General features: G+C 61.7%; 5 protein-coding genes. All 5 read left to right on the forward strand.

The features are described from left to right. The first annotated feature begins 24 nt into the window (after positions 1-24). The 5 genes from ACPDIT_RS12310 to ACPDIT_RS12330 are packed head-to-tail and all read left to right on the forward strand — an operon-like array spanning position 25 to position 17,518. The gene (locus tag ACPDIT_RS12310) at positions 25-1,011 is read left to right on the forward strand and encodes a 5'-3' exonuclease (protein ID WP_423443913.1); all 987 of its coding nucleotides are present in this window, start codon (positions 25-27) and stop codon (positions 1,009-1,011) included. Positions 1,012-1,033: 22 nt separating this feature from the next. Then, on the forward strand, positions 1,034-2,917 hold the full coding sequence (locus ACPDIT_RS12315; RefSeq protein WP_423443914.1) for a fibronectin type III domain-containing protein: 1,884 nt from the start codon (positions 1,034-1,036) through the stop codon (positions 2,915-2,917). A 7-nt stretch (positions 2,918-2,924) separates the two neighbouring features. After that, a complete protein-coding gene (locus ACPDIT_RS12320; RefSeq protein WP_423443916.1) occupies positions 2,925-5,081 on the forward strand; it encodes an Ig domain-containing protein in 2,157 nt (718 codons plus the stop codon). Continuing rightward, on the forward strand, positions 5,078-8,089 hold the full coding sequence (locus ACPDIT_RS12325; RefSeq protein ID WP_423443918.1) for a hypothetical protein: 3,012 nt from the start codon (positions 5,078-5,080) through the stop codon (positions 8,087-8,089). Before ACPDIT_RS12320 ends, ACPDIT_RS12325 begins: the two co-directional genes overlap by 4 nt. 18 nt (positions 8,090-8,107) lie before the next feature. Then, entirely contained in the window at positions 8,108-17,518 is a 9,411-nt protein-coding gene (locus ACPDIT_RS12330) for a Calx-beta domain-containing protein (protein ID WP_423443920.1), read from the forward strand. Positions 17,519-17,569 lie beyond the last annotated feature (51 nt).

A 17,569-nucleotide genomic window follows, 5' to 3' on the forward strand; every position in this document is an offset into this window, starting at 1 on the left:
GAACGTGGGGCGACACTGATAACGATGGGTGGGGCAGAACCACGGTTGCTGCTGGTGGACGGGCACGCGTATGCCTACCGCGCCTTCCACGCGATCCGCGATCTGCGGGGTCCGGACGGTCGCCCCACCAACGCGATCTTTGGGTTCATCCAGGCATTCGAGAAGTTGCGGCAACGGTTGCAGCCCAGTCACGCCGCCGTGCTGTGGGACGGCGGCCTGGCCGCGGAACGCCTCGAAGCATTGCCGGAATACAAGGCCCAGCGACCGGAAATGCCGGAGGCACTGAAAGTCCAGCTGGACTCCATCGTGGCCTGGCTCCGAGCCGCCGGGGTGGCCACCGGCTGCCAGGAAGGCGTGGAAGCCGATGATTGGATTGCCGCCCTCGCCCGCTGGGCCGAGGGCAAAGGCTGGAACGTGATCATCGCCAGTTCGGACAAGGATTTCATGCAACTGGTTTCGGACAGAATCGGGTTGGTCAACCCGAACGATGCCTCCGGGCGCGTCTGGACCGCGCAGGAAGTGCGCGAGAAGACCGGCGTGGACCCGCGGCAGATCGTGGATTGGCTCAGCCTGGTCGGCGACACGTCGGACAACATCCCGGGCGTTCCCGGCGTGGGACCCAAAACGGCCGCTGCGTTGCTCCGAAGGTTCGGAACGATCGACGCGATGTTGGATCGCATCGGGGAAGTGGAGCCGGAACGGATCCGCAACGCCGTGCGTGAGGCTGCCGACGTCGTCCGGCGCAATCAGAGTCTGGTGCGGTTGCGAACGGACCTGCCCCCCGGCTTTCAGCCTGCAGAGCTGGAATTGCGAGACCCGAATGTGCCCGAGCTGCGTCGGCTTTATCAGCAGTGGGGCTTTCGCACCTTGTTGGAACGGCTCGGAGACGAATCAGAGAGGGCGCAGTCAAACGACCCGCAAACCGATTGGTTTGCCGATCTGAATGGCCGGTTGGAGCCGCACGCGGTTGCGCCCGGCGGGGAAAAAGTGGACAACCCAACGAACCACTGATAAGAATGAACCGAGGCTGGTTATGGCTGCACGGATAACCCATCGGCGCCGCATCCAAGGCCTGCTGGGGGTGGCGATGCTTCCTCTCTGGGTGATGGCCCAGGGCGATCTCGTTTTCCAGGGCGGTGAGTTTGCCCTGACCGACCCCCTGCCCGGCGACCAGGTCCAGCCCGCTGTGGCCGTCGGCCCCATGGGCGGTTACATCGTCTGGGAGGACGAATTCACCGACGGCCACGGTCAGGGCGTAAGCGCGCGCCGCTTGGACGCCAGCCTTTCGGGCGTGTTGAGCACCTTCCGTGTGAACCAGACCCTGGCGGGCGACCAGAACCGGCCCGCGGTCACAGCCCTGAAAGACGGCGGGGCGGTCTTCGCCTGGCAGAGCGGCCGCGCCAGCATGCAGCAGGTCATGGCCCGGTTCCTTTCCCCCGACGGCCTCTGGTTGACGGACGAGCTTCAAGTCAACACCCACACGAATACGGGGAAACAATGGCCGGCCCTGGCCTGCCTTGCCGACGGCACCGTGGTTTGCGTGTGGGCCAGTTGGAATCAAGAGGCGGGCAATCGGCCCATGCAGGGTGTCTTTGGCCGGCGGTTCAGCCCCACCGGGCAGCCCCTGACCGGTGAGTTCGCCATCAACCTGACCACCCCCTACAACCAGCGAACACCCGCCGTCGCAGGTCTTGCCGACGGCCGGTTCGTGGTGGTCTGGGTCAGCGAACAACAGCGTTTCGAAAACAGTGTGGATGTTTATGCCCGCCTGTTCCGCTCCGACGGCACGCCGGTTTCCGGTGAGATCCTCGTGAATGCCGACACCAATGTCTGTGCCAATCCCCAGGTGGCCGCTCTGCCCGGCGGTGGGTTCCTGGTGATCTGGGGACAAAAGGACACCCTGGTGCGCAGTAACAGTTGGGACATTTGGGGCCGCGCGTTCGACGCCAACGGCAGCGGCGGCGCTGTGCGACGGTTGAACACCCACACCTTCGGCGATCAGTTCGCGCCGAAGATCGCGTCGGCCCGGAACCAGGCGCTGGTGGTGTGGACCAGTCTGGAGCAGGACGGTTCCCGCGAGGGCGTGTTCGGGCGCGTGCTCGATGCCAGCGGCCTGCCTTTGGGCGGGGAGATTCAGCTCAACACCACCACGCGAGGCCAGCAAATCCATCCCGCCGTGGCGGGTGACGGTGCCGGCCGTCTTCTGGTTGTCTGGAGCAGCTTTACCGGCGTTGATCACGGCTTCGACCTTCGAGCCCAGCGCGTCGCGTCGGCCTCCGAACCGCTGCTCCCGCTGGACCCGCCCGTGGTCAGTGTGCTGGGATCGAACGCGCTCTCCGTGTCCTGGGCGCCCTTGGCTGGTTTCCCGGTGCAGGCCTACGAGCTGTACATGAACGGTGCCGAGCCACCCCAGGCCACGGTGGTGACCACCCGGAATGTGGTCACCGTGTCGAATCTCCTGCACAGCACCACGTACAGCTTCCGCGTGGCTTATGTGTTGACGAACGGTCAGCGTTCGCCGCTCTCGGCGCCGGGAAGCAACACGACTTACGGCGTCTGGTCCTATGGCGGAATCCCCTCGGAATGGATGGCTCAGCACTTTGGAGCCGACCTGTGGTCCTGGCCCCGCCCGCAGGACGATGCGGATGGGGACGGTGCGACCAACTGGGAGGAATTCCTCGCGGGGACCGATCCGCGGGATACGCGCAGCGTCCTCCGGGCACGACTGCACCGGGCGCCGAACGGAATGTATTTGGAATGGAACACCCAGCCGGGCCTGGTCTATCAGGTCCAGGCCTCCGGCGGTCTGACCGGCTGGACAAACCTCGGTGGTCCGCGGTTTGCGCACGGGACGCGCGACAGCATGCTGGTCCCGGGGGGAGAGGCTGCCTTTTATCGGGTGATCCGACTGCGCTGAATTCTCTATGTGGCGCTTTTGCAAACGCTTGTGTTGGATGGGGCTGGCCCTGGGCCTGGCCGCCCGGCTCCACGCCTTCAGCCTCCTCGGGCCGGTGAATGAGGCCTACCAGGTTCCCACCATCGGCTACAACCTGGCGGCCAACGCGGACATCGGTGTACCCAAGAACCTCGGTGAGGAATACCGATGGAATCTGCCCGTGGTTTACTACGCTTACGATGCCTCCTTCTTGGACTATTTCGGCTCCAACGGGGTAGCTGCGATTGAGCAGGCCATCGCAGTTTTCAACAGTTTGAGCAATGTTTCGAGCTACAGCACGGACCTGTCGGAGTTTCCTTTGGAAGTCACCCGGTACAACTACCGGGCTCAGGCGTTGAGCCTGGCGGATTTGAAATCGGTGGCGATGCATTTGATTTTGGAGGAGTTGGGCCTGGCCGAGTCGGTGCGTTGGATTTGGTGTTTGCGGGACCGTTACCCCCAGGGAGGGGCTCCCTGTCCCTTCATGATTTATCACGTGATCCGACGGAACTTCGACCCCGTCACCTTTGAACCCAGCAGTTACGTGAACGGGGTTCTGTGGTCGTATTTCATCAACGAGATTTGCACGGGGCCCGATCCCTTGGCCGATGCGGTGGAGTACCTTGTGGATCCGCTGGCGCAGCTCAACTTGCCTGTCAGCGAGAGTCTCTGGTTTGACTATGGCGTCTACTTGACCGGTCTGAGCCGGGACGACGTGGGAGGCCTCCGGTATCTCTGGCGATCCAACAATGTGAATTGGGAAGCCATTACGCAGGACAGCATCCTCTTCTACACGAATTTTCAAACCGCCCAGATGCTTGTCAGCTCGAATCTCAATACTTTGGTGGCCGCGGCATGGACGAACGATGCCATAGCTCTCCAAGGGCTTTACCCGGGTTTGGTAATCCAGCAGACCGAGCCGGTGTTCACGACCGAGGTGACCACCAATATTGTCGCCTACTTCACGAATGCACCTTGGGCCCCGGCGCCCTGGCAAACCCTCGTGTTTGCCACAAATTATGTCACCAATTACGTGGTGCGGTACCGGCACACGTTCGGCAATGTGATCACCAACCAGTATTTCCCCTACACCTTGGCGACCGTGGTGACCACGAACATTGGGCCGTGCCAGAATCAGTGGGGTTACCCCGGCGGCATCTGTACCAACATCACCACGAACCACATTGTTCTCGAGGTGCCCTCCGGAGACTTCTTCATCCTGCCCACCAATGCGTTGTGCGGATACGTCCTGCTTTCGAATCTGCCCCCGATCCTCCAGGTCGTCACCAACCAGATCGCCCTGGCCACCAATCAAGTGGGGCAGCAATTCTCGCAGCAGGTCTTCACCTACTTCACGAACCACGCAATCGTGATCCATCCCGTCAGTTGCGAGACCAACGTGCCGATGAATCGACAGGGGATCGAACGGATGCAGTTCGTCCGGGCCGAGTACGACTCTTTGTTGGGGCGATTTTTCGAGCCCATCACGAATTACTACACCCTGCACGCGGTCACGAACAATCGGATCGTCAAACAACACATCCAGCGGGTGGTGACGGCGCCGGATTTTCTGTTTTATGCAGATGACTTGAACCTGAATATTGCCGTGCGGTCTTCGACCGCGGGCATTTTCATTGATACGAATGCGATTCCGGGCCTGGCTGGTCCGGGCCATATTGAACCCAACATCACCATTGGTTTCAACCGGGTGGGCCCCATGAACATCAACATCTACAGTCCTTTCCTCTTGTTCAGTGGATTGACGGAGCGAGTGGGTATCACGAACTTCATCTGGGGCAGCTTCGATGGAAGCACCAATCCGCCGGTGGTCTATCCGCAGAGTCTGAGTCTGCGGCAGCTCGAGGATATGATTTTGACCGCGCTCACGATCTCCCCGCTGGCCCTCCCTCATGGTGTGGTCGGGCAATTCTACCAGGTGACCTTCACCGTCACCGGCGGCGACCCCCCCTATACGTTCTCGCTGGCCGAGGACTCTCCCGGGTTGCCGCCCGGCTTGGACCTCGCCCCCGGCGGCGTGTTGCTGGGCACGCCGAGAACCCCGGGGACGTATGACTTCGTGCTGCAGGTACAGGATGCACAGGGCCGGCGGCGGTTGCAGCCCTATTCGCTGACCATTCGCCTATGATGAAACGCAAGTGGAGAGCCCGAAATTGGGCGGCCGTTTGGGTCTTGTGGCTGGGGATGCTGGTGCCTCCCGCGCAGGCTGCGGACGAGCTCTTCTTGAACAGCGGCGTGCTCCGGGCCGTTTTTCCGCCCGAACCCCTGCCCGTCATTGATGCGCGACGCGTGGTCAACCTGGGCATTCTGGCCCTGACCAACGCACTGCTTCCGGGCCCCATCGAGTTTCAAAACGTGCTGTTCATTACGAACCGGGGGCAGTGGTGGGGCAGCCCTGGCTACCGATTGGAGACCATTGACCCTCAGGGCAATCCCCAGCGGCGCATGGCGGCCGTGTTCCATAATGAGGGCCTGCTCCACCCCAACGCCGCAGAGGTGTCCACCGATCTTTGGTTGCTCGTGCAGGCGACGAACATCATCAACCGGGGCAGGCTGGAAATCGGTCCGTTCGGACAGATCAATCTAACAGGTCACAACCTGGATTTGCGCGGAGGCGAGTTGAGGTATGTCGAGTCCGGCGACACCAATTTTGCCCTGCGCACTTACGACATTTACTGGGGTTTCAATACCAATGCCCTCAACCCTTTCACAACCTTCAGTTGGGCTTTTGCCCCTCCGCTGATTAGTGACCCTCATTGGGTGACCACCTTGCAAGACATTTTTTATCAATCGATGTTGACCCAGGTCACATTACCTGCGGGGTTCGATACCCATGTTCAAATCAGCGACGCCGGCAACAACAACTTCCTCATACAGGCAGTTTACGTATACAACGCGTCGCTGGAAATCCAAACGGAGGTCCGAATGATCCCCAACCTCCGCGTGGTGCGTTGGAGCGGTTTGGTGACCAATCCGGTTACTCGGTTTATCCAGACCAACGAAGTCTATCTCACGGAATTCCTCACGCCAGAGAACTACAATTACAATCTTACCAATGGCTCGCTTTACATTGCATCTGTGAATCCCGCCGGGGCCTTTCGTCCATTCAACTTCGTCGTGAGCAGCGTCCCTCCGCCTTTTTATAATGCCATGCCGGTTGTCGCGCCGAGCGGCTATGATCCCACGTTGTTGACGATGGGCACGAACGCGACGCCGGAATCCACGAACTCCGGATACTTTACCAAACTGATTCCTGCAGTAATGCTGCCGTCTTCCAGCCAGATCGGCAGTGGATTTTCGAACGTTCTGGGACGCATGGAGTTGGTGGCCGGATCGGCCCTGGATTTGCGGGAGGCGCGGCTTAACGTGCCCAGCTATCTGCGGCTGGACGGGACGAACCATTTCGTGGGCAGCACGAACGCCCAAATCGAGGCCCCGTTCAGCGACATTCGGCTCAGCTCCACGAATGGTTTGTTGGAGATCCGGCATCTGCAATTACCGCGCGTACCCCGGATGGTGGGCGACCTCCGGGCATGGGTGGGGATGTGGACAAACATCACCGCGACGGGAGAGGGACTGTGGTACCGGGTGCTGATGATCAGCAACTACTTCGAGCCGAGCGCCGAGCCCATGATTCAGGATTTGGAACTACGCAGTCCCCGGTCCCCCTACGAGGTGCGCGTGGCGGACAAACTGAACGTCCTCCGGAGCGCATTGATCGACGCGGAACGCGTGACGCTTACTACGAATCTGCCGCCGGGGCGCGAACTCCCGCCCTGGCTCCTTGCGCCATTCCATCCGAGAGGCGAGCTGAATTTCCTTAGCAATACGATCGCTTGGGCCGAGAGTTTTCCCCGGCTGCGCTATCTGACCAACGAGGGGAACATCACGGTTAGCAATGCAGCCAGCCTCCTCGGGCTCCGCCGGCCGCCGTGGTCTCCGTCGGTTTTTCAGGAGCCGTATGAAGCCGTGATCAACAAGGGCAGCGTGGATGCCCATGGGCTCGAGATCTGGAGTCGTTTCGTCCAGAACGAGGGCGCCCTCCTAAGCTGGTTCGGTCCCCTGCGTATCCGGGCTGGCGAGATGCGGCTGGGCAGTCCGGAGACGAATTTGTTGGGGCGAATCGAGGCACCGCTCGCAAACGTGGAACTCGGGGCGGACGGAATCCAAGTGACCAATCACACAATTCAGGCTGGTCGGCGTTTGGTGCTGGGGGGCACCAACTATCTGGGAGATGCCGACACCACCAATAACGTCTTCACTGCCCGGGACGGGTTGACGCTGACCGTGCGGCCGGCGGCCGGAGATCTTCGGGGTACGACCATCACCAATTTCGCCCCGGCTTATGCCTACAACGTGACGGTATGGGCCGGCGAGGACCGCGGTGCGACGCCGGAGGGCTTCACCAACAATGCTGCGATCGGTCGGCTGCTCCTGGACGGGCAATTCGGGTCCGTCTTCCGGTTCCAGGGCCTGGGAGTCAGCAATGCGCTGTACGTGGACCAACTCATTCTCTTGAACTATGCGACCAATGAATTGAACAACGCGTTTGTGGCACTGGACATCGCGCCCAACCTGGTCGTTTATTACGCGGACCTGTGGGTGGGGAATCGACGGCTGGCTGAGCCCGTGGACTCGAGCCGGTACAACCAGGGGCGGCTCCGCTGGGTGCGCGACTACGCCGGCGGCTTTTACGGTTCCACGAACCTCGTCATCGGAAGCTTGGAAATTCGCATCAATGCGGCGCTGCGGGAATCCACGGAACTGGACTCGGACGGGGACGGGATTCCGAATGCCTTGGATCCGGTGCCGGTGTTGGTACCTGAGGCCGTCACTCCGGCGGATGTGCCCCTGACGGCGCAGTGGCAGACGGGCGCCACGCCCTTCGTCATTTTGACCTGGCCCTCCCTGCCCGGTGCCGTGAACACCGTTTACGAAAGTGCGTCACTCACTGCGCCGAATTGGCAAGTGGTCTTGAAGACGAATTTCGCGACGCTACCACTTCCGGCTGATGTGCCTTGCTGGGATCCCGCGTGTTGGACGAATGTCCTGCCGGGCCGGGCCGCGGTGCGAGTCCCAGTAGGTCCGCAGGGCCAGCGTTATTATCGGGTTCAGGTCGAACTGCCACGTCGCTAGAACGCCTTTTCTCGAGCTATGATCCGATTGAGTCGCATGCCTTGGAACAACGCTCGGACCGCGTGGCCGGTGGCCGCTCTGCTGGCCGTGGCATGGCTGGGAGCGAGTCACTTGGACGCCCAACCGGCCAACGACAGTTTCGCCAACGCCGAGGAGATTAGCGGAGTCTTTGGCAGTGTGACCAACGATCTGAGCCAGGCGACCGCCGAGCCGGGCGAACCAAATCACGCGGGTTTTCTACCCCTGCAAACCGTCTGGTACAAATGGACCGCGCCAAAGGGCGGGGAGGTCCAGTTGGACACGCTGGCCAGTCCGGGTGGCCCCGACACCGTTTTGGCGGTTTATACCGGGGAAACCCTGAGCAGGCTCCGGCAAGTGGCCGCTAATGATGATCTGCCCCCGCGGGATTACCGGAAGATCCCATATGGCACCTTGGGACAGACCGGCTTTCGGGTTCTGCTGGGAGCCCCAAGTGCAGTACGGTTCAATGCGCAAGTGGGCCGGACCTATTACATCGCCGTAGGCCTCAAGGCCTCCTTACTCGGTGCGGCGAGCGGCCAAGTGGTCCTGAGCTGGGCCTATCACCCCGGAGGCGTGTTTCGGTTCGCAACGGAAGACATTTTCCCGCAGATCACTCCCGAGGGCGTTCGGGATGTTCCGGTCTACCAGTGCTCGGAGTGGGAGGGACTTGCGGCGGAAGACGCAAGCACTCGGCAGACCTACTACCAGTTCGGTGTGCCGGGCGTCCTGGTGACCGTGACGCGGGTGGCAGGCTCCACGGGCCGTATGCTGGTGGATTACAGCACCGAGGAGATCCTCGAGTCCGAAGTGCTGGTGCCGGGGCAGGAGATTCCGGCCGTGGCAGGGATGGATTTCCTGCCGATCCAGGGAACGTTGGTCTTCGACCACGGGGAGATGACAAAGCGCCTCGTGATTCAGGTGCTTCCGGATGGCGGAATCCCCCAGACCAACCGGAGTTTCGCCATCGTGCTCTCGAACGCCCGTCCGGACCCATCGGAGAGCTCCGAGGTTGCACCGCCCCGGATCGACGGCGCGTTCGCCCGGGCGATTGTCCGCATCCTGGATGCCGATATCGATCCGGTCTGGGAACGCAATTTCCAACCCATCGGGACGAATGATCCGCCGGATCTCCTCTTCATGCCGACGAACCCGATTCTCAACTTCTATCGAGTGGCGCATCGGACCACCGAAGATGTGAACGAATATTGGAGCCAGGTTTCGATCTGGGTCACGCGGTCGGGGACAAACCGCGACAGTGTGTCACTCCGATATCGAGTGAACAATTTCCTAGGGGCCGGTGATCCGGCAGATCCTGCGGAGATGGATAACAACGTTTTTCCGCTGCAACCCGGCTCCGACTATGCCACCCCCACCCCCCCGGACGATCCGATTGGCATTCGGGGCACCAACTCGGACTTTGAGGTTACCGGGAACTACACTTTTCCCGGTGGAGGCAGCTTGGATTGGGGGCAAAATGACTTCCGTGACAAGGCAATTACGCTCACGATTACCAATGATCCGCTGACCGAGTTCAACGAAGACTTCCAGCTGTTCCTGTACCGGAATGTGGACAATCAGCCCACGCTGGTGGGGACGGTGAACCAAACCACCGTGACGATCCTTTTCGATGATCGGGATCCGCCGGCGGGCTCGGTGGACCAGTTCCACAATCCGGACTTCGGTGCCTCTATGGTGCCGCCCATCACCACGTCGCCGGCGAATCTGGCCGCCCCGGGCGCCGACGGGGTGGTTTACGACCTGACAGTTCAATCGGACAACCGGACAATCATCGTCGGAGACTTTACCTCGTATAACACCATCCGCCGGCCGCGGATTGCCCGATTGAACGTGGACGGCTCGTTGGATACCAGCTTCGATCCGGGAGCGGGCGCGGATGCGTTCATTCATGCGATTGCGCCAGTACCGGGCGGCCAATGGGTCATCGCGGGCGGGTTCAGTTCTTACAACGGACAACCACGCATGCGCGTGGCGCGCATTTTGAGCAATGGCGGGCTGGACACCTCGTTCGATCCGGCGGACGGCCCCAACGACACCGTATGGGCGGTGGCACCGCGGGCGGATGGCAAGGTGTACATCGGGGGCGCGTTCACGAGTGTGAATGGCATCCCGCGGCCTTATGTGGCACGGCTGAATCGAGATGGCTCCTTGGATACGAGTTTTGATCCGGGACCCAATGGCCCGGACGGCCCGGTCTGGTCGCTGGCAATCCAGATGGATGGCAAGTTGCTCATCGGGGGTGAATTCCGCACCGTGGGGGGTCTCGTGCGGGGAGGCATTGCCCGGTTGCTGGACGATGGACGCTTGGACATGAGCTTCGATCCGGGCGCGGGTACAGACGGAACGGTTTACGCGGTGCGGGTGCAGAGCGATGGCAAGATTCTGATTGGCGGTGAGTTTTCGCAAGTCAACCTGGGCCGGCGATACAACTTGGCGCGTTTGACCACGACCGGAGCCCTCGATGCGGATTTCGATCCGGGCAGCACTGGTACCGACGGGCCCGTGTACACCATCGCCCTGGCTGGTGCGAGCATCTACATCGGTGGCAGTTTCGATTCGTACAACGGAACGCCGCGTCGGAGCTTTGCCCGATTGAATCCCGACGGGACGTTGGACACTTCCTTTTTGGACACCGCTTACAACCAGTTTGCCGGGTTGTTCCGGGCGCGGTTTGCGGATCCGCGCGGGGTAGTGTTGGCGGCGGGGGTTCAAACGGACGGTAACGTGATGATCGCGGGTCAGTTCTCCAAGGTTGGCGGCGGGCAGGCCTCCCGGTTGACCCGTCCCGAGGCCAATGGGGATCCGAATCTCTGGGTGGAACCGAAGGCGCGGGACGGCGTCCGGAACCGGCTGAACGTCGCCCGCCTCCTGGGAGGGATCACGCCGGGGCCGGGCAGTATTGGATTCGCCCAAACGGGTTACACGGCCAATGAAAACCAGGCTTTCCTCTCGGTTACCTTACAACGAGTCAACGGGAGTCTTGGTTACCTGAGCGCCAATTTTGAGATCGAAGATGGCCTGGCTCTGAGTGGCACTGATTACCAATACAACGCGGTGCCCCCGATCTATCTCACCTCTTGGAATGCCACATGGCCGGCCAGTGAGCCGACCTCCACCAGCCGCATGGTGAGCGATGGTTTGTTTGGCGATAACTTTGTGCCGGTCTCGATTTACGGCACACGGTATTTCAGCTATCAGGAAGGGTGGCTGAATGTCGCGTTGTTCAATGACAGCATCAGTCAGGGGGATCGGAACACCACGTTCCGGTTGTCCAATCCCACCTTTGCTGATGTCTTTTTCCTTGGGGGAGAGAACATTCCGCTGGGTGGTGCATTGGGTCGGTCCCAGGTGCCGTTCAATATTGTCGACGATGACCGGCGCTCCGGGGTGCTGGGCTTTGCTCTGACGAATTTTGTCGTGGTGGAAAACGTCGGGCAGGCGGTAATCACTGTGATCCGTACGAATGGAGCTTTTGGCGCCGTGTCTTGCAGGTATGAGGTTGTATCGGGTGGCACAGCTACGGCTGGCACAGATTACCAGACGCGCTCGGGGACGCTGACGTTCTTGAACGGGGAGACCAACAAGACCTTTACGATCCCGATCCTGAACGACAGTCAGGTGGAACCGGATGAAACGGTCTTGCTCCGGCTTGCCGGGCCGGTGGGCGGCGGCGCTGCACTCGGGTTGACCAACGCAGTGTTGACTGTAATCGACGACGACACCCCTGGCGGAAAGCTGAATTTCGGTCAGTCCGTGTTCGGGGCAGTGGAAGGTGCGGGGCAGGCGGTCATCACCGTGGTGCGGGTGGGCAGTGGCGCGGGCACGCTCACAGTCACGGCGGTGACCGAGCCGGGCACGGCAACGGCGGGTGAGGACTATGTCCCGGTCAGCACCAACCTGACCTGGGCCCACGGAGATGTGACACCAAAGAGCTTTGCCGTTCCCGTGGTGAATGACATGGACATTGAACCGGACGAAACGGTTACCCTGCGCCTCCTAAATCCGACGCTCAACGGCCTTCCGAATCCGGTTTCATTGGGCCCGCAATCGACCGCCCTCTTGGTGATTACCAATGACGACCGGCTGGGCTTTGTAGCTTTCCCGACGACTGTGTACCGGGTTAACGAGAACGGTGGAACGGCATTGATCACTGTAGTGCGGACGGATGGGGCCGCGGGCGCGGTGTCCGTGAACTACAGTGCGAGCGGGGGCACGGCGACTCCCAACTACCATTTCGTTCCCACGAGCGGAACACTGACCTTCGGACCTGGCGAGGTCGCCAAGAGTTTTGCGGTTCAGATCTTGGACAACGGAGACCAAGAGAGCGGGGACCGGTTCGTCACGCTCACACTGTCAGGCGCGGCACCGGGGTCTGCGCTTGGACAACCGGCCATAGCGATCCTGCGGATCGTGGACGATGAAAGCTTTAACGAGCCCGCGGGTGAGCTGGACTCACTGTTCGTGCAAGGTCATTTCAACGATGCCGTGCTGGCCCTGGCTCGACAGCCCGATGGGAAGTTGGTGGTGGGCGGAGACTTTACTGTGGCCAACTCGGCGACCCGGCAGCGTTTGGCCCGGTTGCTGGACGTAGATGGAAGTTTGGATCCCACGTTCGTCGCCTCGGTCAACGGGACGGTATATGCGCTGCTGGCCCAGCAGGACGGCAAGGTAGTAGCGGGCGGGGCCTTCTCGATGGTCAACGGGGTCATTCGCAACGGGCTGGTGCGGCTGCAGACCAACGGCGTGGTGGACACCGCGTTCGATCCCGGTGGGGGTATGGATCAACCCGTTTTCGCGCTGGGCGAGATCCTCTGGCAGGGTGGACGAAAGATCCTCGCAGGCGGAGCCTTCACCACGGTACGGGGGGTCAGCCGGCGTGGAGTCGTGCGGCTGAACGATGATGGAGCAGTGGACACCACCTTCGATCCGGGCTCGGGCGCCAATGGCACGGTGTATGCCCTGGTGGTGTACCCGACGAACAGTGTTCATGCCGGGAAGGTACTTCTCGCGGGTGAGTTTACTGAATTCAACGGCCAGATCACGCCCGGGGTCGTCCGATTGAATCCGGACGGTTCGGTGGATCCGACCTTCCGAGTCGGAACCGGCGCCGACGGTGCCGTGCGAGCGTTGCTGCTGCAGCCGGACGGCCGGATTCTCGTCGGCGGCGGGTTTACGAGTTTCAATGGTCAGCCGAGGATCCGTTTGGCTCGACTGAACGACGATGGCACGTTGGATGGCTCGTTCGACCCCGGCTTGGGGGCGAACGATACAGTGTGGGCTCTGGCACTGCAGCCGGATCAGCGGATTGTGGTCGGCGGTGCGTTCACCCGCTGCAGCGGGGTTACCAGGGGCGGGATTACGCGGTTGAACCCGGACGGCAGCGTGGACCCGAGCATCAACTTTGGTGCGGGAGCCGACGCTTTTGTGGCGACCCTGGTGATGCAACCGGATGCGAAGATCGTTCTGGGCGGTGGCTTCAGCACGTATGACGGTCAGCCGCGGCATCGACTGGCGCGCATTTATGGTGGCTCCGTAGCTGGCTCCGGCCGGTTCGAGTTCGCGCGTGGCCGGTTCGTCGTCTGGGAAGACCAGACCAACGCTGTGGTCACGTTGCGCCGGCGCGGCGGAACAGCCAATGCGCCTGGCGGTCAGCCGATCCGGGTGCAACTGACCACTGCGGATGGGACTGCCACCAATGGAGTGCATTATCGGGGTGGTGGGTTCGAGGTGGCGTTCCCTGAGGCCGAGGTCTTCGCACAGGTGCAGGTCCCGTTAGCGGACGATTTTGAGCTGAACCCGGCACGGACGTTCCAGGTCGTGATCACCAACTTGGAACCTGCGGGGGCTCCGGGTCTGGCCCTCGGTAACCAGCCTGTGGCGGAGGTCTTGGTTGTCAGCGACGACACGGGCGTGAGCTTCTCGGCTGCGGATTACGCGGTCAGTGAGAACATTGTGGGCGGCACGGCCCGAATCACGCTGACACGCCAGGGCAATTTGGAGCGGACCACCGTGGTGGACTTCACCACCCTGACCAATGGGACGGCAACGGCGGGACTGGACTTCCGTCATGTCACCAACACCGTGACGTTCCTGCCGGGAGACACGGTCCGCTTGCTATTCATTCCCATCCTTGATGATACCTTGCCGGAGACGGAGGAAACGGTCTGGATGGCGCTGACCAATGTGACCGGCGGTTTCCTGATCCACCCGTATCAAGGAGTCCTGACCATCTTGGATGACGAACGGGCGCCCGGTGAGATCCGCTTTGTTCAAACGAACTTTGTGGTGAGCGAGGCGGCTGGCCGCGCGGAGATCTCCTTGGTGCGAACGAACGGCCGCAGCGGGACGGTCAATGTTGGCTACGTGACGCGCGAGGTCAGCGCCACCGCCGGGTTGGACTTCATCCTGACGGCGGGCACTCTCACCTTCGGTGACGGCGAAACCAACAAAACCATTGTTGTGCCGATTCACAATGACGCCTTGGTGGAGGGCGACGAGCTCTTCGAGGTGGCCCTGACCAATGTTACAGGTGGAGCCCGGTTGATCGGGCTCACGAACCTTGCCGTGGTCATTCAGGACGACGAGACCGGATTCGCCTTTGCCTCTTCCACATTCCAAGCAGGAGAATCTGAGCCGGGCTTAACGTTTGTGGTGCGCCGGGTGGGCAACACCAATATGGCCGTGCAGGTCGGCTACGTGACCGAGGATGAAACTGCGACAGCCGGAGAGGATTATGTGCCGGCGGCGGGCACGCTGAGCTTTGCGCCGGGTGAATCGCTGAAGTCGGTCAGCGTGAGCCTGCTGGAGGAGGGTCGGGTGGAAGGGGACGAGACCTTCCGGCTGCGCCTGCGTCAGCCGGGTGCCGGGACAGAGATTCTGCAGCCGTTCGCGGTAGGGGTCATCTTGGACAACGATGCCGGGTTCAAGTTGGCAACCAACCGTTACGTGGTCATGGAGAGCCATACCAACGCTGTGGCCACCAATATCGTGATCGAGGTGGTCCGCGTGGGCTCGTTGCATGGGACGAACAGTGTGGGCTATACCGCGGTGAGCGGCACGGCCACGGCGGGACAAGACTTCGGGGCGGTCGGTGGCACGTTGGTGTTCACCAATGGTGAAGCAAGCAAGACGGTCGTCGTGCCGCTCCTTGACGATACGGAGGTCGAAGGGTTGGAGCAGTTCGGCTTTGAACTGTCGAATCCGGACACGAACTCGGTGATCTTGGAGCCGTCCAACGCCGTGATCAGCATTGTGGACGACGATGCGGGTTTGCGGCTGTTGCAGCCCTCGTACACAGTCTCGGAGGGCGGCGTCCTCGTTACCCTCACCGTTGTACGATCCAACGTGTTGGATTCGACGGTGTCGGTCGAGTGGCGTACCGAGGATGGATCGGCGATTGCCGGCCGGGATTATATCTCCGGTGCAGGTCGACTGGCATTTAGCAACGGAGTCACTGCGCAGACGGTCACCTTGTTCCTATTGGACGACACCGAAGAGGAGGGTACTGAGACCTTCAGCGTTCGGCTTTTCAATGTGGTGGGTCCGGCGACGCTGCTGCCGCCAGAAGTCGCCACCGTGACAATCGTGGACAATGATGGGGGCGTAATTGTACCGGCAGGTTCCCGGCTGTTGTCGGATCCCAACGGGAACGGGGCACTGGATCCGGGCGAGCAGGTGACGGTGCGGTTTGCCCTGCGGAATGCCGGCTCGGTGCCGGTGACGAATCTCGAAGCCACGCTGCTGCCGACCAACGGCGTGGTGGATCCGAGCGGCCCCCAGAGTTACGGCGCCCTCACGCCCGGCGGCCCGTCTCAATCCCGGGACTTTAGCTTCACCGTCCAAGGGACCAACGGAAGTATCGTCCGCGCCACTTTCCAGGTTCGAGACGGTGTCATGGATCTGGGGCGCGTGACCTTTAGTTATCTCCTGGGGACGCGGACGGCCACCTTCTCCAACACGGCTGCGATCGAGATCCCGGACGATCAACCGGCCAATCCATACCCCTCCGTGATCACCGTTACGGGCATGGTAGGGGTGGTCAGTCAGACCTTGGTGACCATCACGAATCTGTATCACACTCGACCAAGCGACATTGACATGCTGCTGGTGAGTCCGGGTGGACAACGGGCAATCGTGATGTCGGATGCTGGCGGCGGCTTCTGGATCACCAATGTTACGCTAAGGTTCGAGGACGGGGCTTCAAGCTCGCTCCCGGACTCGGCGCCGTTGACCAACGGGGCATTCAAACCGACGAATTACGGGCAGTTCGATCTCTTCGAGCCCCCGGCGCCCACACCTCCATACAGCAATGTGTTGTCGGCCTTTAATGACGGCAATCCCAACGGCCAGTGGCGCTTGTTCATCCGGGACGATGCCCCGCTCCAGTCGGGTCACATCCGCAGCGGCTGGTGGCTGACCGTCACCACGAGCGGCCGGTTCCTGCCGGAGGCCGATGTCTCCGTGGCAGGCCAGGTGGCGCCCTCGGCTGTAGTGGGCAGCAACTGGATCCTGCGGATTACGGTGACCAACCACGGGCCGTGGGCGGTGTCGGGTGTGAACCTGACGAATCTCGTACCGGCAGGTCTGGATCTGGTGGCCATCCAGGTGTCGCGGGGCCAGCTTGCGACCAACAACAGTGGCCTGGGCTGGTCCGTGGGCGCACTGGACATGGACCAGTTTGCCACGGCGACCCTGACGCTGAGGGCGCCACAGCCGGGCACGTATCAGTGGACAATCGGTGGTTGGCCTGTCGAAGCCGAGGCACATCCAGGAAACAACACCGCTGATCTGCAGATCGAGGTCATTCCGCCTCGGGCGGATCTGGAGGTCTTCCTTGTGGACGATCCTGATCCGGTGACGCTCGGTGGCACTGTCACGTACACGGCCACGGTAACCAACCGGGGTCCCGGCACGGCAATCTCTGTTGCTCTGACCAACCAGCTGCCTGCCGGATTCCAACTGGTGCGCGCTTGGCCGGTGTACCTCCAAGTGGGGAATGCTGTGGTGTTCCGCGACCTGGGAGATCTGGGAGCCGGGCAGGTCTTGTCAGTAAGTGTGACGGCTCGGCCCACGATGGCGGGTGAGTTTCCGGCAAGCGTCTTTGTGGGCTCGACCACCGACGACCCGGCCAAGGCGAACAATGTGGCCACGGTGCGCACGACCGTCCGTCCGGCGCAGTTGCGATTGCAGGCGCGCTTGGTGGCGGGCGGGTTGGAGCTGAGCTGGCCGGCTGACCTTGGCCTGGTGATCGTGGAACGCGCGGAGAGTCTGACACCGCCGGTGCAGTGGGCCCCGGTGGTAGTAACTCCCGTGCGGGACGGAGACCAGTACCGGGTGACGTTGCCCACGACAGGCGCCGGAGGGTTCTTCCGGATTCGCCCCGGTCCGTGAGCCCGTGGATGGTGTGAGGTTTTAGATCGCAAGGCGTGCCACGAGGCTGCC

The organism is Limisphaera sp. VF-2, assembly GCF_049537125.1.
GTDB lineage: Bacteria > Verrucomicrobiota > Verrucomicrobiia > Limisphaerales > Limisphaeraceae > Limisphaera.